Here is a 21,695-nt window from a genome sequence, read left to right on the forward strand (position 1 = left end):
CGCTAATCCCTCTTAGAGAAGGGTATTTAAAGTTTACGGTGTATTCTCTCCGGTGGTGATTGTGGTCGATGAGCTTGACATGAGGATACTGTCATTACTCCAGAAAAACGCTAGGCTTTCCTACAGGGAGATAGCGAAGGAGCTGGGGGTGGCTGTCGGCACTGTATACAACCGCATTAAGCGTCTTGAGGAGAGCGGGGTTATTAAGGGATACGCCCCGATTGTTGACTATGAAAAGCTGGGTTTTGGTTTGACTGCCCTAGTTGGAGTTAAGGCCCAGGGGAAGAAAATAATTGAGATTGAGCGAAAAATCGCGGAGAGCGGCAGGGCCATGATGGTCTATGACATTACGGGAGAGTTCGATATATTCGTAATCGCAAAGTTCAAGGACAGGGCTGATATGAACAGGTTTGTAAAATGGCTGCTGTCGCTCGACGGCGTTGAAAAAACGAACACGAGCGTGGTCATGCAGGTTGTTAAAGAGGAACCGAGACTATCCCTTGAGGATTAGGACTTCCCTGAGGAATCTTTCGGTAAAGTCCTGAAAACTTTCCACGGGAAGAGTTACTTCCCTTTCATTAACTTTCCCTTTGAAAACAAACCTTCTGGAAGTTATCTCCCTGATTTTGCTGAAGGACGGATTTTCCTTTATTGTTTTCTCGAGAACCTTTGTGAATTCAACTTCATCGACTTCTTCTATCACGCCTTCTATGACCACAACCTTTCCGCAGTCTTCTTCGGGGCACTCAAATCTAAAAGGAACGCCGGGCGTGAACTCGACTGGGATGCTCAGCCCGGCGGCGTTGTAAATGAACCCCTTCATGGAAATCCCTCAGAGCTTTATGAGGCTCTCAACGGGGAATGGGTACTCCCCTTTGAGTTTTTCCACTTCGTCTCCAACGCTTATCAGGAAGAACATGCCGACGGGCTTTGCACCGGCCTGGTGTGCCAGCTCCACGAGCGCCCTCTGGGTCTCACCGCTCCTTATGACATCGTCAACGATGAGCACGGTCTCTCCCTTCTTCAGTGCCCATTGTGGCAGATAGAGAGTCATAACGCTTCCCGATGCACTTGGTACGTAGTTCACCTCGTAGAACTTCTCGACGCCGACTTCCTTCTTCTTCTTTGCGTATATCAGGTCTGCCCCCAGCTCCCTCGCTATGTGCGTTCCCAGGACAATGCCGTCGGTTTCGGCTGTGAGGACTTTGTCAATGTCCTTGTCCATGTACTTGCTGGCAACTTCCTCCGCTATCAGACTCATCAGCGCGGTGTCGCTCAGGGCGGGCATGTTGTCGAAGAATCCCCTTTCATCGAACTTTATCCTCTTGCGAACCTCTTCTTCAATGTTGATATAGGGTGCAAGCAGCTCCATAAGCTCTTTAGTCCTCTCGGAGCTTGGTAGTACCTTTCCCCTAACGTATCGGTTAAGGACCGTTATTGGCAATCCCGTTATGCGGGACAGCTCCTCGTATGTGTAAGACTTCTTTAACAGCCTCAGGATTCTTATCAGTCTCAGCTTTTCCTGAACTGCCTTTAACTGGCTCACCCTCTCACCTCCAGGTGGCCAGGGATTAACAAAAAAATGTATAAATATGTTTCGGTCTAAACGCTCGCATTCACCTGGGTTTTCTGGCCTTTGTGGATTACTTTTTGTCTGTATTCCTCGATGATGTCCCAGTATTCTTTCATGAGGAAATCTTTGGTGACTGGTTTACCGTCGGGATGGTTAATGCCAGGGCAGAATGAATCTTCCTTAATATAGATCTCCATTCTCTCCCCGTTTTTAACAAAGACAAATGGATACAGCCTGCATGCGAGTGGCCTGTGGTTGTAGATTTTGCACTTCTTTGTTTCTGGATCGAGAAAGACGCATGCATCAGTAACGGGGTTCTTCTTTATCGCATACCCGAGAAACTTATCCCCTCTGTAGAAGAGCTTTTCATAGTCCACGAACTCCCAGGTATTGTAGCCCAATCCTTCGATTCTCTCTATGTCCTCATCCCTGAGCGGGATTTCAAGCCTCTCACAGCAAAGTCCGCAGTTCTCAATGCACTTAAATTTGAAGGTTGGGTCGGACTCGACCTCCAAAGTGACTAGGTCGACTGTCGCGACCCACCTTTTCAATTCGTTCACCTCCGGTAGCTGCTTGCTATAAGGGTCTCCGTTAGTTCAATGTCCTTGATCTTCCTGAGAACTTCGTCGTGGAACCTGTCTAGCTCCTCAATGCTGGGGACTTCGATGCGGATTATAATGTCGTACTCTCCGTATACTCTGTAGGCCTCTTTAACGCGGGGGTCTTTTATTATCTCCTGATAGACCTTTTCCTCGTTTCCGGGTTTCACAACTATCAGAACGATTGCCTCTATCATATTCCCAGCCCCCCGAAATTGAACTTCTTGGCCATCTTCGCGAGCTTTCTCTTATTCAAGCTCTTGAACATCTTCTTCATTTGATTGTACTGGTTGAGAAGCTCCCTTACTTCCGCCGTTGTTGCCCCAGATCCTCTGGCTATGCGCTTTATCCTCGAATAGTTGATGATCTCCGGGTTTTCAAGCTCTTCTTCCGTCATTGAGTCCATTATGACTTTGTACCTCTTTAGCTTTTCTTCTCCTACCCTAACTGCGTCCTCCGGGAGGGAATAGCCAAGTCCCGGTATCATCTGGAGTATCTGCTTCAGAGGGCCCATCTTCTGCATCGCTTCAAGCTGGGCGTACATGTCCTTGAGGTTGAACTTTCCGCGCAGGAACTTCTCCATGTCCTCTTCCCTGAACTCCTGCTCCTTCTGGAGCTCTTCTATCTTCTCCAGGAGGCCCTGTATGTCGCCGAGACCGAGCAGCCTCGAAACGAAGCGCTTTGGATCAAAGGGCTCAAGGTCGTCTATCCTCTCTCCGGTTCCGATGAACTTTATCGGAGCACCCGTCGCCGCTACTGCTGAGAGCGCTCCACCACCCTTGGCGCTTCCATCGAGCTTCGTCACGATTATTGATCCTATGGGGGTTGCCTCCTTGAAGGCCATTGCCTGGTTGTACGCCTGCTGGCCGATAGTACCGTCTATTACAAGTATGACTTCATGGGGCTTAATGGCCTCGCTTATCTGCCTCATCTCCTCGATGAGGCCCTTCTCTTCCTTGTGCCTTCCCGCGGAGTCGACTATTATGACGTCAACACCCTTCTCACGGAAGTGCTCAACGCCTTCCCTCGCGAGCTTGACTGCGTCTTTCTCTTCTGGATCACCAAAAACCTCTATGCCAAACGGGTCGAGAAGCTGTCTGAGCTGGTAGTAAGCTCCCGGTCTCCAGGTGTCGGAACAGACAACGCCGACTTTGTACCCCCTCTTCTGAAGGTAGCGGGCGAGCTTTGCGACGCTTGTCGTCTTTCCGGAACCCTGGATTCCAACCGTGAGGATAACGGTCGGCTTGTGCTTTATCTCAAGGGGCTTTGCTTCGGTTCCGAGAAACTTGGTTAGTTCTTCGTACACGATCTTTATTATGTGCTCCTTCTTGCTGACCCCTGCGGGGGGTTCTTCTTCGAGCGCACGCTTTTGTATCTGCTTTGTTAACTGAAGGACGAGCTTGACGTTAACGTCTGCCTGGAGTAGTGCCCTCTGGATATCCCTCACAATCTCTTTGATCGTGGCCTCATCAACGGTGCTCGAACGGGCGAGTTTTTTGAGAGCGCTGTTCAGTGCTTGGCCGAGCTTCTCAAGTGCCATTTTTCTCACCTTGTTTAGAGATGAACCATAACCTTATAAACGGTTGGGTCTTTGAGTTCTTGTAAAATGTATTCATTTCGTTTAATCAGCCGTTTTAGAGCCGCTTAAGATGTAATTTTTTGTACATTGAAGCTAAATCCAATTCTATGGTCTCTTTTATTGAGTTTGGAGTTCTTTTCGGTTCATTTCTGTGAAAAAACAATCTACAAAAGTTTTTAAGCCTGAAAATGCTATTGACTAACGGAGAGAAACATAGGGGGTGAGAGAATGCTTCCGTGGATGCTCGTTTACGAGTACATGTTCACCAAGGAGAACGAGAGGAGAAAGAGAAGGCCGATTCCTGAGGAGCTTGAGTACGTTGAGATGCTCCGTAGGTGAGTCTGATAGGGCTGTTTTTCTTTTTTTGGCTGTTCTTAGCATTTCTATGGTTTTCGTCGGACGGATTGGGTGCTTTTTCAAATTATTCGTCGATTGTCGAATCATTTTTTAACGAATGTCTTTAGGAAAGCTTTTTATATGTTGAAGTTGTATATATCATTGGTGATACCTATGCCAACGGTTATCAAGCGCGATCCCAAGAGGTTTTTGAAGGAGCTTCGCATCCATTACGGCGATGTCTGGAAGATGCCCTCGAGCCAGTACTTGGCCAGCCCGGATTTTGTCGTTGTGGATCCGAAAACCGGAAAGAAGACAAAGGTCAGCTTCGTTTCCCTGGACGATGGGGAAGTCGTTGGAGTTGTGTACGACGACCTCAGCTGATTCTTTTGGATTTCTGTAACTTTTATGTGTTTTGATCTTGAACATGGGGGCATAACATATAAATACAACATCATTGGATATTTTTTGGGGTGGTATAGTTTGTCCAAAGACGTTTATTTTGAGTTGCTGTCAATAGCCCGTAGTATTCAAGACCCCTATCTAAGGGCACTTACGTATGCTAGAATCGGCTACTATATGTATCTAGCCAAACGTCCCAAATATAAAGATGCGTTCTCTTCTGCTCTCCGGGCAATAGCCTCGATTGAAAATCCTCCCCTTATGGTTCACGCTCTAATTGAGGTCGGGACACTTTTGAGCAGTATAAACCCTCAGAGTGCTAACCGTGTTTTCGAAAGCGCCTATGAGGCAATACTCAAAATGCCGCAAGCACCAAGGGATGATTTCCTCTATCGCTTAGTGAAAAAACTCGTTCAAATAGACTTCATGGACAGGGCGTTTGAGTATTCTTTGGAGATTGAAAACGAAGTTAAAAGAAATGATGCACTACTCCTGATCCTGAATAAGCACATCCAGGATGGCAATCTGAGAAATGCGCACAAAATTGTTGAAAAAATCCAAAACGAGCCTTGGAAGTCGCTTGCGCTCTTCAATATCCTGAAGGAGCATCTCAAAAGAGATGAGCTTGGCACAGCTCTGGGCATGCTTTCTCAGTTCAAGAGTGATTACTGGCTTGGTGAGGCCGTGAAGGCTGTGGCTGTTTACCTCAAAAAATCGGGCAGTCTGGACTCCGCGGTTTACGAGAAAGTTTTCCAGTTTATAGTCGGCCTTTCGTCGGATGTTAGCGTTGACGTTCTTAAATCGTTCCTTGTCAGTCTGGCGGTCCAGGGTGAAATCAAGTTCGTTTCAGAGTCCCTTGAGAGAATCCCCCGTGAGCAATGGGATGAGGTGATATCTGCCGTTGTATCCTCTATAATCGATAGAGTGGAGCTTGTTGAGGAGTTCATTGATTCGCTGCCTGAGGATGCTAAACTACTCGCAGCGGGATATGTGCTGGATATTCTTCTTGAAAGGCCTCCAAGTTCGGAGTACCTAGAACTCGTCAGAAAAATAGGCTCTTTTGTCTCTTCGGAACGCTTGAAGGTCAAGGCCGTCCGTTATCTCTCGAAACTCCATGACTATGAGGGGGCTTGGAATCTTGCTTCCTCTATAAGTGACCCCCACCTGCGCTCCCTCGCCTTTGGGAGTATAGCAATCGAGAAGCTCAAAGAGGGCGACATAGATGGAGCCATAGACGCGGCCCTCGAGGTTAAGGATCCGAGGTGGGGTTCATGGTTGCTCAGCGAGATTTTGGCGAAGATAGCAGAGCTTCAGGCCAGTGGTCGCGTGGTTGAGGATATAGAGGAGCGGGCAGAGGAGCAAAAGCGCCTGTGGGCAGATGAATAACGTTTTAAGGCACGTTTCTTTTATCTGTCTAGGTGATGCGAATGCCAAGGATAGCGATAATAGGTGGTTCTGGAGTTTACGACCCCGCACTTCTGACCAACATCAGGGAAGAGACCGTTGAAACACCCTATGGAACGGTCAAAGTCAAGATCGGCGAGTACAACGGCGAGGAAATAGTATTTCTCGCCAGGCACGGCGAGGGACACAGCGTTCCACCGCACAAGATAAACTACCGCGCGAACATCTGGGCACTCTACGAGCTCGGCGTCGAGAGGATTCTTTCGACTTCGGCCGTTGGTTCTCTCAACCTAGACATGAAGCCTGGTGACTTCGTTATTCTCGACCAGCTTATTGACTTCACTAAGACCCGGCACTACACATTCTACGACGGTGAAGAAAGCCCCCACGATAGAAAGTTCGTCGCCCACGTTGACTTTACTGAACCCTACTGTCCCGAGCTGAGAAAAGCCCTGATGAACGCCGCCAGGGGGCTGGGCTTTACATATCACCCCACGGGAACTTATGCCTGCATGGAAGGGCCCCGCTTTGAGACGAGGGCTGAGATAAGAGCGCTAAAGATCCTCGGGGCCGACGTCGTTGGAATGACCCAGTGTCCAGAAGCGGCACTCGCGAGGGAGCTTGAGATGTGCTACGCGAGCGTTGCCATAGTCACCAACTACGCCGCTGGCATAAGCCCCAACAAGCTCACTCACACGGAAGTGGTCGAGCTTATGGCCCAGAAGTCCAACGAGATAAAGCTCCTGCTCATGAAGGCCATCGAGTACATTCCAAAGGAAAGAAGGTGCCCCTGCAAGGATGCACTGAAGGGCGCGACCGGCGAGTAGTGTCCTTCTCCGTTCTCCCTTCTTCTTAACTGTGCTTACGTTTTAAACCTCGAGTTAAAGAAAGTGTTTAATAGTCTTTTGAGAACTCTCTTTGGTGAGGTTAATGAAGTACGATGTGGTTGTTATAGGTGGAAGTGCTGGCGGTCTAACGGCTGCGATCTCTGCCAAGAGGTTCTATCCCGACAAAAGCGTCCTCGTGATCAAGAAAGAGGACGTTTCCATGATTCCTTGCGGGATTCCGTACATCTTCGGTACCCTGAGGAGCGTTGAGGATGATGTTCTCCCAACGGAGAGGTTTCTCAAACCCCTCGGCATCGACGTTCTGGTTGATGAAGTCACGGAAATAAATCCCAAGTCCAAGACACTCCTGACGAAGTCAGGGAGAGAGATAGGCTGGGAAAAGCTCGTTCTGGCGACTGGTTCGAGACCCCAGATCCCTGACATCCCCGGCGTTGAGCTTGAGGGTGTGTACACCGTCTCCAAGGACTACCACTACCTCAAAGAGCTCAAGAAGAGAGTAGAGGATGCCGAGAAGGTTGTCATTATCGGCGGCGGTTTCATAGCCCTTGAAGTTGGGGACGAGATCAGAAAGCTCGGGAAGGACGTTACGATAGTTGTCAGAAGCAGGCTGTTGAGAAACTCTTTCGACCCCGAATTCAGTGAGATGATCGAGAACAGGCTCAAGGAAGTTGGAATAAACGTTGTTTACGGGCACGTGGAGAGGCTAGTCGGCAGAGAGCGCGTTGAAGGTGTCAAGCTCGTCGAAGGTGGGGAAATCCCCGCCGATCTGGTAATTCTCTCAACGGGCTACCGCCCAAACGTTGAGCTGGCAGTAAAAACAGGTCTAAAAGTTACAAGATACGGCATCTGGACTGACGAGTACATGAGAACCTCCTGCCCGGACATATTCGCCGTCGGCGACTGCGTCGAGCACAGGGACTTCTTTACAGGAAAGCCCTTCCCACTGATGCTGGCCTCAACGGCAACCTTCGAGGCGAGGATAGCAGGGGCGAACCTCTTTAAGCTCCAGATAGTCAGGGAGAACAGGAGGACAATAGGCGCTTACTCCACCCACGTTGCTGGCTTGACCTTAGCCGCCGCAGGACTAACTGAGGAAGCCGCCAAGAGAGAGGGCTTTGAGGTCATTGTTGGACGGGCTACTGGCCCCGACAGACATCCAGCAAAGTTCGAGGATACTTCGATGGTAACGGTCAAGCTTATATTCTCCAGGGACAGGGGGGCCATTCTGGGTGCCCAGCTAGCCGGTGGAAAGAGCGTTGGCGAGATGATCAACGTTCTTGCACTGGCCATACAGAAGAGGCTTACGGCTAGCGAGCTCTACACCCTCCAGATAGCGACTCACCCGCTCCTCACGGCTTCTCCAGTCGGATACCAGATACTCCAGGCAGCGGAGGATGCTCTGGCAAAGCTGAGAGCGGGGGCCTGAATTCCCCTTTCATTTTCTAGCAAGCTTTTGGGAAAGCTTCACCAAAGAAACTTTGCCCGGCAAAGTTTCATCAAAGTTTGTGGTTCTTGATTAGAGGGTTGTTTTGAGAGGATTTCCTTTTGAATGCTGTCTTGGATTGTGAATTCCATTTTTGTTCGCTCGCTCTTTGTGAGTTTGCTTTTTAATCGACGCCCATAGGGCGTCAAGGCGAGAAAACTCCTTTCCAATTAAGTATGCTCGAAGAATTCACTCACTTTTAGCTAATTTATCGTGAAAATCCTTTTAGAAGGGCAATTTCAAGAGAACCACGAACTTGATCAAACTTCACGAGGAAGCTTTTGGAGAAAGCTTCACCAAAAGCTTGAATGTCTTCGTGATATTTGCTGAGAATGGAGATTCTCCTAATGTACAGGCAAGAGAATTTGGGTTTTTCTTCTTTTTAACGCTCGTTGGGCGTTATACTGCGAGCAAACCCCTTGAAAACTGCTAATTTGGTAATGAGAATAGCTGAAACTCAGCAGTTTAAAAAGACATTCCCTCTTTGATGAAACTTTTCGCCAGAAAAGTTTCTATGGCGCCCCGGCGGGGATTTGAACCCCGGACCTCGAGGTCCGCAGCCTCGCGCCCTATCCAGACTAGGCCACCGGGGCACGCCCGCTAACCCTTTCTGAAGACTCTTTATAAATTTAACCTTCGGAACAGACCGAAAGATTTATAAACGAGTCCCCAATGAGTATCCTACGGGCTGGAACTGCGGTGGTAGTCTAGCCTGGCTAGGACAGCGGCCTGCCACGCCGCTGGCCCGGGTTCAAATCCCGGCCACCGCACCACAATCTTCTGGGCTTTCCAAGCATTCAAAGCTTCTTCTCGTGGCAATTTATTTCGTAGCCCTTTTGGACACCTAATTAATTCAGTTTCCGGCAGGTTTAGGCGCTAAAAAGGGTCTAAAGAGCGTGTTCTCCAGTTTCAATTTTCCTGCCCAGCTCAAAGAGCTCCTTAGAAGTTTTTCTCATCTCATCATCCTTTGACTTCTTAGACTCTTCTAGCATTTCAAAGGCCAAGAACTTGAGAACCCTGGCTATCTTTGAGGGGGTTCCCCTCCACGAAAGAACTTCAAGAATGGCTTTCTCTTTTGCGCCATGTTTTTTTGCGAGCTCGTAGGCTATCAGCATCCTGGGAAGGGGATCGAAAACCTTCTTGATGTATTCAAGTGCCCTATCAACCTCGTATCCATAATGGTGTATTAGGGCGTGCCCAAGAGTATTTGCGACTTCAAGCTGGGAGAATATCTCTTCGGCCTTTTCTGCATTGCCCCTGTTTAGATACTCAATGCCCACCCTCTCAAGATATGCGCTCCTCACGGGCTCAGGAAGTCCTTTGGCAAGTTTTTCGGCCTCTTCAAGTTTCCCTTCATTCAAAAGCCTGTTTATGTAGCTTAATACGTATTCATTGGTCTGCCCTTTCTCCTCGAACTCTGGTTCTGGGGGCCTCCATTTGGGCCTCTTTTCAAAACGCTCCACTACTCCCGTCTGAACCTCTCCCTTTATCCTGTGCAGGGTGGCTCCGGGCATGAGCTTTCCGTCCTTGTAGACGATTCCATGGGGGAGTGGCTTCAACTCCTCAATGTCCCTCTCATCCAGCTTCAGGTCGCTGAGCCTTATCTCAGTCCCGCCGCGTGCAACCGCTATTGCCAGAAGATTGCTCACCGATCTGAAGGCCTTCTTCCTGACGAACTGGTCTTTGATAAGCCTCGCCGCTTCTAGGGCTTTCTTAAACTCCCCATTTCTTGAGAAAAGGTAGGAAAGGGAGGCGAGGGTCTCGTCCCTGATTGAGTGCTCTTCTATTTCACTCGCTACCTCAAGGGCTTTCTCAGGTTCTGTTGCATAGCTCTCAGCAACCCACCGGAGCGCGTAGGAGCGCCAGTAGGAGTCCTTAATCTTCCGGGCTTCTTTGAGCGCCTCTTCCCTTCTTCCATCCCTCAGCAGGGTTTTGATAATGAATAGCCTCTCGTCCATTTCAACCCCTCAGGCCAGGGTGCCATACCCTCTTTCCGGCCTTCTCCTTTTCCTCGTCCCACTCCGCGAGTATCTTGACGGCCTCACTCGCGACCAAAGCAGCCTCCTTCTCGCCAGCCTTACCGAACTCGTTTGTTACCCTGTTGGCGAATACTGCGCACACACAGCCCGCCCTGAGCCCGTAGATGTTGGCGAGTGTGTAGAGGGTCGCGGCCTCCATTTCGAAGTTCGTCACGCGGGCCTGTCTGAGGTCGTCAACAAGGTTCCTGGCAAAGCTTGGGAAGTAGCCGTTCAGCCCTGGCCTACCCTGTCCGAGGTAGAAGCTGTCGGTTGAAGCCGTTATTCCTATGTGGTACCTCACTCCAAGGCTTTCGGCGGCCTCTATGAGGGCGAGGGTGACCTCAAGGTCTGCAACGGCAGGATATTCGATTCTGACGTACTGTTTTGAAGTTCCCTCAAGCCTAACAGCGGCTTTCGCTATGATGAGGTCTCCTATCTCAATCCCGGGCTGTATTGCACCCGTGGAGCCAACGCGGATGAAGGTGTCGGCCCCTATTGCCGCAAGCTCCTCGATGGCTATGGCCGTTGATGGCCCGCCTATGCCCGTTGAGGTAACGCTTATCGGCACGCCTTTGTACTTTCCGGTGTGCGTCCTGTACTCCCTGTGGAATGCTATCTCCCTCGCCTCATCCCAGAGCGAGCTTATCTTGGGTACTCTCTCTGGATCGCCCGGAAGGAGGACGTAGCGAGCAACATCGCCCGGCTTGCAGGCTATATGGTACTGCATTCCTTCCTCGGTCTGCGGTCTCTCTGCGGAAACGAACTTCTCGACCATGGCAACCACCTTTTTAACTTGATATCATTTACTCTTCCCAAGACCTAAAAAAGGTGATGGCATGCTCAGGTGTTCAAGGTGCGGAAAAACCTATCCTGAGACCTTCATGCTGAAGTGCGACTGCAGCGGAACGCTCTTTGTGGAGAGGGAGTACTTCGACTTCTTCGGGAGCCTCATGCCCTACCTTGATGCAAGGAGATACATCAACTTTTTGCCCGTTAGCGGTAACCTTCTTCCACCGCCAGTACCCGCCATAACGCCAACGGTTGAACTTCAGGTCGGCCCTGTTACTGCTCTCTTCAAGCTCGACTACCTCCAGCCAAGCGGCTCGTTTAAGGACAGGGGCACGTGGGTGACTGTGGCAAAGCTGATGGAGGAGGGGGTAAGTGAAGTAGTAATCGACAGCTCGGGAAACGCGGCTTTGAGCTTCGCCCTCTACTCACTTCCCGCTAGAATCCGGGTTCACACTTTCGTCTCCTATGATGCAATGCCCGCAAAGATTTCCCTACTCCAGCGGCTTGGGGCGGTGATTCACTTCGTTGATGGGGACAGAATGGAAGTTCACAAAGAGGCTATAGAGTTCGCGAAGAGGGAGGGTATAACCTACGTGACCCACTGGCTCAACCCTTACTTCATCGAGGGGACGAAGCTCATCGCCTACGAGGCCTACGAGCAGGTTGGAGTTCCTGACTATGTCTTGGCTCCTACCGGTTCTGGAACGCTCTTCCTCGGTCTCTGGAAGGGCTTTAGAGAGCTTAGGGAGATGGGGGAGATAAACGAGGTTCCCCGGCTTGTAGCCGTCCAGGCAGAAGGTTACGAGAGCCTCTGCGAGCGCTCCGTAATGAAAAACCGTCTCGCCGACGGGATAGCAATTCCCGAGCCTCCGCGAAAGGAGGACATGCTCAGGGCTCTGGAGGAGAGCAACGGCCTCTGCGTGAGCGTTGGTGAGGCCGAGACGAGGGAAGCGCTTGAGTGGCTCATCAACGCGGGCTTCCTTGTAGAACCGACATCTGCCGTTGTTCTTGCTGGGATGTGGAAGCTCGTGGATTCGGGTGAAATACCCGAAGGTTCCAAAGTTCTCCTTCCCCTATCTGGTTCGGGCCTTAAAATAACCGAAGGTATTTAAACTCTCGAGCTAAAATCCATTGGGGGTGATGGAGATGGTGGTAAGGTATCCCGCTGTAGCTGGAAGCTTCTATCCCGCTGACGAGGAGCTAGTCCTCATGCTGGAGAGGTTCTTCAGCGACCTCGGCGAGGAAGGAAGCGAGAGGAGAATAACTGCAGGAGTTGCTCCCCACGCGGGCTACATATTCTCCGGCTACACGGCGAGCAGAGCCTATAAGGCCATCTTTGAGGACGGTCTTCCGGAGACGTTCGTGATCCTCGGGCCGAACCACACCGGCCTCGGCTCTCCGATAGCGGTTCACCCTCCGGGCACTTGGATAACGCCGCTCGGCGAGATTGAGGTCGACGGCGAGCTTGCCAGGGAAATAGCAAAAATCTCAGGCATAGCTGACCTTGACGACCTCGCCCACAAGTACGAGCACTCCATCGAGGTTCAGGTTCCGTTCATACAGTACCTCGCGGAGAAGGCAGGGAAAGATGTAAAGATCGTCCCGATAACACTCGGTATTCAGGACGAAGACGTTGCCGAAGACCTTGGAAGAGCCATCTTCGAGGCGAGCAGGGAGCTAGGAAAGGACGTGGTGGTCATAGCGAGCACTGACTTCATGCACTACGGCCAGATCTACGGCTACGTGCCCTTCAGAGCGAGGGCGGACGAGCTCCCCCACAGGATAAAGGAGTGGGACTTCAGGATAATAAGGAGAATCCTCGACTTCGACGTAAGGGGGATGTTTGAGGAGATAAGGGAGATGAACCACACCATGTGCGGGCCTGGCGGTGTAGGGACTGCAATAGTCTACTCCCGCCTCGCTGGTGCGGTCGAGGCTGAGCTTCTCCACTACACAACGAGCTTTGAGGTGAGCCGCTCAACAGAAGCAGTTGTCGGGTACGCGAGCATAGTCTTCAGGCGCTAGCGAAAGTGTGATAAGCCCTTTTCCATATTTTCTACTATGAACCTCGACGAGGCCGTTGCCAGAATCCTCCAGCTTGGTGGAGATAAGGTCAAGTTTATAATCCTCTTTGGCTCGAGGGCGAGGGGAGACGCTCGCAAAGACAGCGACTACGACCTCTGCGTTTATTACGAAGGGAACGAAAAGGAGGCCTTCAGGTTCAGGGTGCTCGTTCTGGGAAACCTTCCGGACAAATATGACGTTCAGATCTTCCAGCTCCTTCCTCTGCCCCTGAAAAGGGAGTGCCTCAAGGGGAAGATTCTCTTCTGTCGCGACGAGACTTTTCTCTACGACCTCGCCTATGAGGTTTTGAAGGAGTGGGAGGACTTCAAGCGCTATTATTACGACTACCTCGGCCTGGAGGCGATAGAATGAGGGTTGAGCTGATACGCTCGAAGATCGAGGAAATACTAGAAAGCCTGAAGCTGGTTGAAGAGCACCTGCCAGAGGACTTCGAGACCTTCCAGTCGCTGGGTCTCATAAAGGACGGGATTTACAAGCGCGTTGAGTTTGCTATACAGAACGTCATCGATATCTGCGCAATCATAAACTCTGACCTAAAGCTGGGAATCCCTGAGAAGGAAGAGGACGTATTTGAAGGACTTGTTAGAGGAGGGATCATCTCCAAGGGGCTGGCCCAAAAGCTGAGGCTCATGAAGGGCTTTAGAAACGTCTTGGTTCATAGATACGGCAGGATAAACGATGAACTTGCCTTTGAGGCACTTCGCGAGCATCTAGATGACATTTATGAGTTCATTGAGACTATAGAGAAGTTTTTGGAGGGTCAAAAATGAGCGTTAAAAGGGTTCTTGCCTCGGCACCGGCTAAAATTATCCTCTTTGGAGAGCACAGCGTTGTTTACGGAAAACCCGCCATAGCGGCTGCCATAGACCTGAGGACGTACGTCAGCGCCGAGTTCAACGATACGGGGGCAATAAAGATAGAGGCCCACGACATAAGGACGCCGGGCCTGATAGTTTCCTTCACCGAGGACAGCATCTACTTTGAAAGCGACTACGGAAAGGCCGCCGAGGTTCTAGGCTATGTTAGACAGGCGATAGAGCTCGTGAAAGAGGAAGCGGGCGCAAACGGGAAGGGTATAACCGTCTCGATAACCTCCCAGATTCCCGTCGGCGCTGGTCTTGGAAGCTCTGCTGCCGTTGCCGTTGCGACCATAGGCGCTGTCTCAAGGCTCCTCGGCCTCGAGCTTAGTAACGAGGAGGTTGGAAAGCTCGGCCACAAGGTTGAGCTCCTCGTCCAAGGCGCATCGAGCGGCATCGATCCAACAGTTTCCGCCATAGGCGGCTTCATACACTACCAGAAGGGCAAGTTCGAGCACCTTCCCTTCATGGAGCTTCCAATCGTGGTTGGATACACAGGTTCGAGCGGCTCAACCAAAGAGCTCGTTGCAATGGTCAGGAAAAACTACGAGGAGATGCCAGAGATATTCGAGCCGATATTGAACTCAATGGGCAGGCTCGTTGAGAAGGCCAGGGAAGTCATCACCTCCGACCTCGACAGGGAACTGAAGTTCCAGACACTCGGGAAGCTAATGAACATAAACCACGGCCTCCTCGATGCTCTTGGCGTCTCGACCAAGAAGCTCAGCGAGCTGGTTTACGCTGCCAGAACCGCCGGCGCTCTTGGAGCAAAAATTACCGGTGCTGGTGGCGGTGGCTGTATGTACGCCCTTGCCCCTGGGAAGCAGAGCGAGGTGGCAACGGCCATAACCATAGCCGGCGGAACGCCAATGGTGACTAGGATAAGCAGGGAAGGCCTGAGGATTGAGGAGGTGGAAGAGTGATACTCATCAAGATCGGCGGTAGCGTCTTCAGTGATAAGAGGGGGGAGCCAGAAAACTTCAGGACGGACGTCGTTGAGGAAATTGCAAGAGAGCTGGCTGAGTTCTATCCCGATGAAAAATTCGTTATAGTCCATGGGGGAGGCAGCTTTGGACACCACTATGCTAAAGAGTACTCCATAAGAGAGGGGCTTTCCGGGAGCTGGGGGATTGACAGCTGGAGGAGACTCGGCTTTTCACTAACTCATCAGTCAATGCTTAGGGCCAATTCCAAGTTCGTTGAGATATTTACTGACCACAACCTTCCAGGGTTTTCAATATCCACTTCCTCCCTGTTCATAACGGAAAGAGGGGAGATACTCTACGCCGACATAGAGGTCATTGAGAAGCTCCTTGAGCTGGATTTCATTCCAATCCTCTTCGGTGATGTTTCCGTTGATGTCGCCCAGGGAATAGACATCCTCTCAGGCGACCAGATAATGGCGTACCTCACGAAAATGCTCAAGCCGAAGAAGGCGATATTCCTCATGGACGTTGACGGCATCTACGACGGAAAACCTGGCGAGGGGACTCTCATTCCGGAACTTGCCCGCGAGCAAGTTCCTGCCCTCCTCGAAAGGCTTCACTGTACAGCCTCAGGGACGGACGTTACCGGGGGGATATGCAACAAGCTGAGGAAAGCCTACGAGATGGCCCACTACTCTGAAGTCTGGTTCGTAAACGGTAAAGTTCCCGGAAGGCTGAGCGGGGCTATTAGGGGGGACGGCTTCGGGACGAGGCTGAGGTGAGGGTTATGTTTGCCGAAATCCTCACCATCGGCGATGAACTTTTGACCGGCCATACCGTTGACAGCAACTCTGCCTTCATAGCCTCGAAGCTGACCGAGCGGGGCTACTGGGTGAGGAGGATAACGACGGTCGGAGACGACGTTGAGGAGATAAAGGCAGTAATTGGGGAGATACTCGCCAGAAAGCCGGAAGTTCTTGTCATCAGCGGCGGCCTTGGTCCGACCCACGACGACGTTACAATGCTGGCAGTTGCGGAGGCCCTCGGGAGAAAGCTCGTCCTCTGCGAGAAGTGCCTTGAGAAGATAAAGGCCTTCTACGAGAGGCTCCACCGCGAGGGCTACATAGACGACCCGAACCTCAACGAGGGGAGGAAGAAGATGGCTTACCTGCCTGAGGGGGCTGAGCCGCTTGAGAACACTGAGGGAGCCGCGCCAGGGGCTTTCATCGAGCATGAGGGTGTGAAGATATTCGTCCTCCCAGGTATGCCAAGGGAAATGAAGGCCATGCTTGAGAAGGAAGTCCTTCCAAGACTTGGAAGGAGAAAGTTCGTCCAGAGGAAGTTTCTGGCCGAGATAACCGACGAGAGCAAGCTGGCTCCCATTCTCAGGGAGGCGCTTGAGAGGTTCAATGTCAGAATTCACTCCTCTCCCAAAGGCTTCGGGAAGTACATAGGGCTGATAATCTTTGCAGAAGACGAAGGAGAACTGGAGAAAACTGTTGAGTACCTCGAAAGCAGGGGAATAAGGCTGGAAGAGGCCTGACCTTCACTTCCTTCTTTTCTTGAAATCCCTTTCATTGGAAAGACTATTAACCATTTCTGTCCACTTGCGTTGGTGATCCCGATGAAAAGGATAGGTCTCATCGGCGGAACAACCCCTGAATCAACCGAGTACTACTACCGCAAATACATCGAAATATCGAGGGAGCTCTTCGAGCCCTACTTCTTCCCGGAGCTGGTTGTTTTCTCGATGAACTTCAAGACCTTCAAGGACAACCCGCGCGGCTGGGAAGGGAGGAAGGAGATGCTCATCGAAGCGGCTAAGGCCCTTGAGAGGGCCGGAGCGGAGGTAATCGGCATCGCCGCGAACACGCCGCACTTAGTCTTCCCGGACGTTCAGGAGGCCGTGAACGCTGAAATGGTTAGCATAATAGGTGCAGTTGCGGAGGAGGCAAGGAGACGCGGCCTTAAAAAGCTCCTCTTGCTCGGTACAAAAACCACGATGGAAATGCCGTTTTACAGGGAGGCTCTCGAAAAGAAGGGCTTCCATGTTGTAGTTCCAGACGAGGAAGAGCGCGAGAGGGTAAACTCGATAATATTCAACGAGCTGGCCCTGGGCAAGCTTGAGAGCAAGCCGTACCTCGTTGGGCTGATTGAAAAGTACGCCCGGGAAGGCGTTGAAGGTGTAATCCTGGGCTGTACCGAGCTCCCGCTGGCAATAAAGCCCGGCGACGTTAGCATAGAAGTCCTCGACAGCGCAGAGATTCACATGAGGGCGCTCATCGAGAAGGCGATGGAGTGAGCGGAAACTTCTTTAACTTCTTTTCCTCTATTCCTTCGGTGGTTGTAATGGGGGAGTTTGATAGGGAGGAACTCACGATCATCAGGAAGTTCGAGCACATAGAGCACTGCCTCAAGAGGAACGTCCAGGCGCATGTCACCAACGGTTTTGAGGATGTCCACTTCGTCCACATGAGCCTGCCCGAGATTGACAAGGATGAAATCGACCTGAGCGTCGAGTTTCTTGGGAGGAAGTTCGACTATCCGATTTTCATCGCTGGAATGACCGGCGGAACGAAGGGTTCACAGCTCGCGGGGAGGATTAACAAAACCCTTGCCAAAGCCGCCCAGGAGCTCAACATTCCGATGGGCGTTGGCAGTCAGAGAGCTATGATAAGGAAGCCCGAGACCTGGGAGAGCTACTACGTCAGGGACGTTGCTCCCGATGTGTTTCTCGTTGGAAACCTCGGTGCTCCTCAGTTCTCCGAGACAATCAGGGAGCGCTACGGCCTTGAGGAGGCGCTTAAGGCCGTTGAGACCATCCAGGCCGATGCCTTGGCCATCCACATGAACCCTCTCCAGGAGAGCGTCCAGCCCGAGGGGGACACACAGTACAGGGGCGTTTTGAAGGCTTTAGCAGAGCTGAAGGCCGAGTTTCCGTATCCGATAATCGCGAAGGAGACCGGGGCAGGGGTCTCCATGGAGGTCGCGGTGAGGCTTGAGAGCATAGGTATCGACGCCATCGACGTGGGTGGCCTCGGCGGGACGAGCTGGAGCGGTGTGGAGTACTATCGTGCGAAAGATGAGATCGGAAAGGACTTAGCCCTTCGCTTCTGGGACTGGGGCATAAAGACCGCCATCAGCGTTGCGGAAGTTAGGTACGCCACAGAACTCCCGATAATAGCCACAGGCGGGATGAGGGACGGCATAGCGATGGCGAAGGCTTTAGCGATGGGAGCCACCTTCGCGGGTGTTGCTCTGCCACTCCTCAAGCCGGCCGTCAAGGGCGATGTTGAGGGCGTGATAAAAATCCTCAGGCGTTACATAGAGGAGATAAGAAACGCCATGTTCCTCGTCGGGGCCAGAAATGTCGAGGAGCTGAGAAAGGTTCCGCTCGTAATAACGGGCTTCACAAGGGAGTGGCTGGAGCAGAGGATTGACCTGCCCTCTTACTTGAGGAACAGGGGCATCTGATTTCCGTCCTTTGCGCTTTCCCTCTTTCTTCTCGTACTTCTTTCAAATGCACACCTTTTTAAACCCATGACAACAACTATGAGCAACGCAGCCCCACGCCTCGAGAGGGGCCTGGGGCAGGAGGAGGATTAGGCATGATTAGAGTTTACACAATCAGCGGCTACGAGGAAGTCGGTAAGAACATGACCGCCGTCGGCTATTCTGACGGCAGGAAAGAGGAAGTCGTTATAATTGACATGGGCATAAGGCTCGACCGCGTTCTCATCCACGAGGATGTCAACATTCAGCAGTTCCCGACCAAGGAGCTCCAGAGGCTCGGTGCAATACCCGATGATTCAATTCTGAGAAACAAGAAGGTCGTGGCGATAACGTTCACCCACGGCCATCTCGACCACATTGGAGCGGTCGGGAAAATAGCACCTCACTACCCGGACGTTCCGATATACGGAACTCCTTACACGATAAAGCTGGCCAAGAGCGAGGTCAAGAGCGAGCAGTACTTCGAGGTCAATAACCCGATGTACGAAACGGAATTTGGTGAGATAGTCCAGGTGAGCGAGAACCTGGCGATAGAGTTCGTGAGGACAACTCACTCGATACCTCAGGCGGCGATGGTGGTTGTCCACACTCCCGAGGGTGCGGTCGTCCACACCGGCGACTTCAAGTTCGACAACAACAACCCGCTCGGTGAGAGGCCCGACTACAAACGTCTAAAGGAGCTCGGCAAGGAGGGCGTCAAGGTTCTCATAGCCGAATCAACCCGCGTTGCAGAGCCGACTAAGACGCCGAGCGAGGCCGTTGCCCAGATGCTCTTGGAAGACTTCTTCCTCTACGAAGGTATGGACGAGAAGGGTCTCATAGCGACCACCTTTGCCAGCCATATAGCCCGTCTCCAGGAGCTCATCTGGATAGCCAACAAGATGGGCAGGCAGGCCGTCTTCGTTGGCAGGTCTCTGGCGAAGTACACCGGAATAGCCAAACAGCTCGGCCTGATAAAGATGAAGGGAGCGAGAGCGGTCAGAAGCCCGAACGCCATAAAGAAAGTCCTCGCTGAAGTCTCTGGAGCGAGGGAGAACTACCTCCTCGTTGTTACGGGCCATCAGGGTGAACCGGGGGCAGTATTGACCAGGATGGCGAACGGTGAGCTCTACGACATAGGAAAGCAGGATACGGTCGTTTTCTCCGCTGGAACGATACCGAACCCCCTCAACAGGGCCCAGCGCTACATCCTGGAGACAAAACTCAAGATGAAGGGCGTCAGGATGATAAAAGATCTCCACGTCTCCGGCCACGCGAGCAGGGAAGACCACCGCTACCTCCTCAGGATGCTCAACCCTGAGAACATCGTTCCGGCCCACGGCGAGTTCAGGATGCTCACCCATTACGCCGAGCTTGCCGAGGAAGAGGGCTACCTGATCGGCAGAGATGTCTTCGTGTCGAGGAACGGATACACGGTTGAGATTGAGTGAGGGTAAAACTGATAAAGGATACCTTCTCTCTTTTTTCAGCTTCACTTTCATTGCTCACGGGGTGGTATCATGGGAAAGTACGATGAGCTGTTTGCAAGGATTAAGGAGAAGGCGAAGGACGTTGATAGGGTCATTCTCGAACTTGTTCCCGAAAAGGAGCCTCTTGAGCTTTATAAAGCTGCTAGACACTACCCTCTTGCAGGTGGAAAGCGCGTTAGGCCCTTCGTCGTCCTACGCGCGGCAGAGGCTGTGGGCGGCGACCCGGAGAAGGCCCTCTATCCAGCGGCCTCCGTCGAGTTCATCCACAACTACTCCCTCGTTCACGACGATATAATGGATATGGACGAGCTCAGGCGCGGCAGGCCGACCGTCCACAAGCTCTGGGGCGTGAACATGGCAATCCTCGCTGGTGATCTGCTCTTCAGCAAGGCTTTCGAGGCGATAGCCAAAGCGGAAGTCCCAGCCGAGAAGAAGGCGAGAATCCTGGATGTTCTCGTCAGGACTTCCAACCTTCTCTGTGAAGGCCAGGCCCTCGACATAGAGTTCGAGACGAGGGAAGAGGTTACCGTTGAGGAGTACCTCAAGATGATAAGCGGCAAGACAGGGGCGCTCTTCCAGGGCTCGGCAGAGATAGGTGCCATAGTGGGCACGGAGGACGAGGAGTACATCAGGGCCCTCTCAAAGTGGGGCATGAACGTCGGAATAGCCTTCCAGATATGGGACGACGTCCTCGATCTGATTGCCGACGAGGAGAAGCTCGGAAAGCCCGTTGGAAGCGACATAAGGAAGGGTAAGAAGACGCTCATAGTGAGCCACTTCTTTGAGCACGCGAGCGAGGAGGACAAGGCCGAGTTCCTGAAAGTCTTCGGCAAGTATGCTGGCGATGCTAAGGGCGATGCGCTGATACACGACGAGAACGTCAAGGAGGAGGTCGCGAAGGCCATCGAACTCCTCAAGAAGTACGGCAGCATAGACTACGCGGCAAACTATGCCAAGAACCTCATCAGGGAAGCGAACGAGGCCCTCAAGGTTCTCCCTGAGAGCGAAGCCAGGAGAGACCTTGAGCTTCTCGCGGAGTTCCTCGTCGAGAGGGAGTTCTGAGGCCTCTTTCTCTCACTCACTTGTTGGTCAAAATCTTTTTAACTTTCCATCGTTAGTTTGTGCTGGAATGGCGATGGGGGAGGACGTTTCGGGAGGAGAATTTGACATCTTCAAGTACTACAACGACGTCATAATCCTATCCCTGCTTCTGCTCATAGGCTCTGCCCTAACAGCACCCTGGCTTGAAGTGTCGTTTCGTTCATACTGGGATACCCTTTACTACCTTGCTCTTCCGCTCGTCCTTACCGTCCTTCTTCACGAGGGGTTTCACGCCCTTGTGGCAAAGCTCTGCGGCGCTGACGTCGGCTTTGGGATCTCAGCCAAGTATGGAATGGTTACGCCTTACATCAGCTTTAGGACTCCCTTGACAGTTAAGAAAGCGAGATACGTGATAGTGGCTCCTATTTTAATTTCCATTGCTGCCTTCTTAGTCTCGTGGCTTACTCGCTCTCCCTTCTGGGCACTCCTATACATCTTCAACACCGCTGGAATGGCGGGGGACTTTTTGATACTCCTCGTGCTCTCAAAGATGCCGTCTGAAGCCCCTGTGTGGGACGAAGGCACAGTTATGAAGTCAGAAATCGAATTTCCTGAACCTTATCCGAGCTGGGTCTCCAAAGGATTAGTTCTGCTCCTTGTTTTGGTTATCCTGGTTATTGCGGCAAACTTCAGGGCGGAGGTTGAGGTAGTCTATGTCTCAAACCAGACCAACCCTTAAATACCATTTCGACGTTTATCTTAACGGTGGTCTA

General features: G+C 51.8%; 24 protein-coding genes and 2 tRNA genes. 18 read left to right on the forward strand and 8 right to left on the reverse strand.

The annotated features are described in order from the left end of the window. Nucleotides 1-61: 61 nt before the first annotated feature. Complete coding sequence (locus ACZ5TN_RS10270) at nt 62-511, forward strand: Lrp/AsnC family transcriptional regulator (RefSeq protein WP_464917625.1); 450 nt, start codon at nt 62-64, stop codon at nt 509-511. On the opposite strand, the gene ACZ5TN_RS10275 is transcribed toward ACZ5TN_RS10270, so the two are convergent. The 5 genes from ACZ5TN_RS10275 to ACZ5TN_RS10295 are packed head-to-tail and all read right to left on the reverse strand — an operon-like array spanning nt 494 to nt 3,712. Further along, nucleotides 494-823, reverse strand: a complete 330-nt coding sequence (locus tag ACZ5TN_RS10275; protein WP_011250441.1) for a hypothetical protein — start codon at nt 821-823, stop codon at nt 494-496. The two genes, ACZ5TN_RS10270 and ACZ5TN_RS10275, sit on opposite strands and share 18 nt — an antisense overlap. Nucleotides 824-832: 9 nt before the next feature. Further along, on the reverse strand, nt 833-1,546 hold the full coding sequence (locus ACZ5TN_RS10280) for a phosphoribosyltransferase family protein (protein ID WP_464916656.1): 714 nt from the start codon (nt 1,544-1,546) through the stop codon (nt 833-835). Nucleotides 1,547-1,602: 56 nt separating this feature from the next. Next, on the reverse strand, nt 1,603-2,124 hold the full coding sequence (locus ACZ5TN_RS10285) for a YkgJ family cysteine cluster protein (RefSeq protein ID WP_464916657.1): 522 nt from the start codon (nt 2,122-2,124) through the stop codon (nt 1,603-1,605). Nucleotides 2,125-2,129: 5 nt separating this feature from the next. Continuing rightward, on the reverse strand, nt 2,130-2,369 hold the full coding sequence (locus ACZ5TN_RS10290; protein ID WP_011250438.1) for an Lrp/AsnC family transcriptional regulator: 240 nt from the start codon (nt 2,367-2,369) through the stop codon (nt 2,130-2,132). Next, complete coding sequence (locus ACZ5TN_RS10295; protein WP_011250437.1) at nt 2,366-3,712, reverse strand: signal recognition particle protein Srp54; 1,347 nt, start codon at nt 3,710-3,712, stop codon at nt 2,366-2,368. The genes ACZ5TN_RS10290 and ACZ5TN_RS10295 overlap by 4 nt, the downstream gene beginning before the upstream one ends. Nucleotides 3,713-4,261: 549 nt before the next feature. On the opposite strand from ACZ5TN_RS10295, the gene ACZ5TN_RS10300 reads away from it, so the two are divergent. The 4 genes from ACZ5TN_RS10300 to ACZ5TN_RS10315 all read left to right on the forward strand — a co-directional run bounded on the left by ACZ5TN_RS10300 (nt 4,262) and on the right by ACZ5TN_RS10315 (nt 8,167). Then, the gene (locus ACZ5TN_RS10300; protein WP_011250435.1) at nt 4,262-4,471 is read left to right on the forward strand and encodes a hypothetical protein; all 210 of its coding nucleotides are present in this window, start codon (nt 4,262-4,264) and stop codon (nt 4,469-4,471) included. 99 nt (nt 4,472-4,570) lie between these two features. After that, on the forward strand, nt 4,571-5,875 hold the full coding sequence (locus tag ACZ5TN_RS10305; RefSeq protein ID WP_464916658.1) for a hypothetical protein: 1,305 nt from the start codon (nt 4,571-4,573) through the stop codon (nt 5,873-5,875). A 41-nt stretch (nt 5,876-5,916) separates the two neighbouring features. Beyond that, on the forward strand, nt 5,917-6,720 hold the full coding sequence (gene mtnP / locus ACZ5TN_RS10310; protein WP_464917626.1) for an S-methyl-5'-thioadenosine phosphorylase: 804 nt from the start codon (nt 5,917-5,919) through the stop codon (nt 6,718-6,720). A gap of 103 nt (nt 6,721-6,823) precedes the next feature. Next, on the forward strand, nt 6,824-8,167 hold the full coding sequence (locus ACZ5TN_RS10315) for an FAD-dependent oxidoreductase (protein WP_011250432.1): 1,344 nt from the start codon (nt 6,824-6,826) through the stop codon (nt 8,165-8,167). Nucleotides 8,168-8,739: 572 nt separating this feature from the next. On the opposite strand, the gene ACZ5TN_RS10320 is transcribed toward ACZ5TN_RS10315, so the two are convergent. After that, nucleotides 8,740-8,817 (reverse strand) — tRNA-Arg (locus tag ACZ5TN_RS10320). Between the two features lie 103 nt (nt 8,818-8,920). On the opposite strand from ACZ5TN_RS10320, the gene ACZ5TN_RS10325 reads away from it, so the two are divergent. Further along, nucleotides 8,921-8,997: transfer RNA gene (locus ACZ5TN_RS10325), tRNA-Gly, on the forward strand. Nucleotides 8,998-9,111: 114 nt separating this feature from the next. Here the strand turns inward: ACZ5TN_RS10325 and ACZ5TN_RS10330 are convergent. Both ACZ5TN_RS10330 and udp read right to left on the reverse strand, forming a co-directional pair. Then, nucleotides 9,112-10,182, reverse strand: a complete 1,071-nt coding sequence (locus tag ACZ5TN_RS10330) for a hypothetical protein (RefSeq protein ID WP_464916659.1) — start codon at nt 10,180-10,182, stop codon at nt 9,112-9,114. A 1-nt stretch (nt 10,183) separates the two neighbouring features. Beyond that, nucleotides 10,184-11,017: a uridine phosphorylase gene (udp, locus tag ACZ5TN_RS10335; RefSeq protein ID WP_464916660.1), complete on the reverse strand. Its 834-nt coding sequence runs from the start codon at nt 11,015-11,017 to the stop codon at nt 10,184-10,186. Between the two features lie 61 nt (nt 11,018-11,078). Between udp and ACZ5TN_RS10340 the strand changes: the two genes are divergently transcribed. The 12 genes from ACZ5TN_RS10340 to ACZ5TN_RS10395 all read left to right on the forward strand — a co-directional run bounded on the left by ACZ5TN_RS10340 (nt 11,079) and on the right by ACZ5TN_RS10395 (nt 21,661). Further along, nucleotides 11,079-12,143, forward strand: a complete 1,065-nt coding sequence (locus ACZ5TN_RS10340) for a pyridoxal-phosphate dependent enzyme (protein WP_464916661.1) — start codon at nt 11,079-11,081, stop codon at nt 12,141-12,143. Nucleotides 12,144-12,177: 34 nt separating this feature from the next. Further along, nucleotides 12,178-13,056: an MEMO1 family protein gene (locus ACZ5TN_RS10345; RefSeq protein WP_464917627.1), complete on the forward strand. Its 879-nt coding sequence runs from the start codon at nt 12,178-12,180 to the stop codon at nt 13,054-13,056. 36 nt (nt 13,057-13,092) lie between these two features. Next, nucleotides 13,093-13,467, forward strand: a complete 375-nt coding sequence (gene mntA, locus ACZ5TN_RS10350; protein WP_011250427.1) for a type VII toxin-antitoxin system MntA family adenylyltransferase antitoxin — start codon at nt 13,093-13,095, stop codon at nt 13,465-13,467. Beyond that, nucleotides 13,464-13,886, forward strand: coding sequence for a type VII toxin-antitoxin system HepT family RNase toxin (gene hepT, locus ACZ5TN_RS10355; RefSeq protein ID WP_011250426.1), 423 nt, complete (start codon nt 13,464-13,466; stop codon nt 13,884-13,886). Before mntA ends, hepT begins: the two co-directional genes overlap by 4 nt. Further along, nucleotides 13,883-14,896 carry a mevalonate kinase gene (locus ACZ5TN_RS10360; protein WP_464916662.1) on the forward strand — a complete coding sequence of 338 codons (1,014 nt, stop codon included), beginning with the start codon at nt 13,883-13,885 and terminating at the stop codon, nt 14,894-14,896. The genes hepT and ACZ5TN_RS10360 overlap by 4 nt, the downstream gene beginning before the upstream one ends. After that, the gene (locus tag ACZ5TN_RS10365; protein ID WP_464916663.1) at nt 14,893-15,681 is read left to right on the forward strand and encodes an isopentenyl phosphate kinase; all 789 of its coding nucleotides are present in this window, start codon (nt 14,893-14,895) and stop codon (nt 15,679-15,681) included. The genes ACZ5TN_RS10360 and ACZ5TN_RS10365 overlap by 4 nt, the downstream gene beginning before the upstream one ends. A gap of 5 nt (nt 15,682-15,686) precedes the next feature. Beyond that, a complete protein-coding gene (locus ACZ5TN_RS10370) occupies nt 15,687-16,442 on the forward strand; it encodes a molybdopterin-binding protein (protein ID WP_464916664.1) in 756 nt (251 codons plus the stop codon). Nucleotides 16,443-16,523: 81 nt separating this feature from the next. Beyond that, nucleotides 16,524-17,201 carry an aspartate/glutamate racemase family protein gene (locus tag ACZ5TN_RS10375; protein WP_464917628.1) on the forward strand — a complete coding sequence of 226 codons (678 nt, stop codon included), beginning with the start codon at nt 16,524-16,526 and terminating at the stop codon, nt 17,199-17,201. Between the two features lie 47 nt (nt 17,202-17,248). After that, the gene (gene fni, locus ACZ5TN_RS10380; RefSeq protein ID WP_011250421.1) at nt 17,249-18,373 is read left to right on the forward strand and encodes a type 2 isopentenyl-diphosphate Delta-isomerase; all 1,125 of its coding nucleotides are present in this window, start codon (nt 17,249-17,251) and stop codon (nt 18,371-18,373) included. A gap of 134 nt (nt 18,374-18,507) precedes the next feature. After that, nucleotides 18,508-19,842, forward strand: a complete 1,335-nt coding sequence (locus ACZ5TN_RS10385; protein ID WP_464916665.1) for an RNase J family beta-CASP ribonuclease — start codon at nt 18,508-18,510, stop codon at nt 19,840-19,842. 69 nt (nt 19,843-19,911) lie between these two features. Then, nucleotides 19,912-20,943 carry a polyprenyl synthetase family protein gene (locus ACZ5TN_RS10390; protein WP_464916666.1) on the forward strand — a complete coding sequence of 344 codons (1,032 nt, stop codon included), beginning with the start codon at nt 19,912-19,914 and terminating at the stop codon, nt 20,941-20,943. Nucleotides 20,944-21,010: 67 nt separating this feature from the next. Then, entirely contained in the window at nt 21,011-21,661 is a 651-nt protein-coding gene (locus ACZ5TN_RS10395) for a DUF3267 domain-containing protein (protein WP_464916667.1), read from the forward strand. Nucleotides 21,662-21,695 lie beyond the last annotated feature (34 nt).

The organism is Thermococcus sp. JCM 11816, assembly GCF_055396515.1.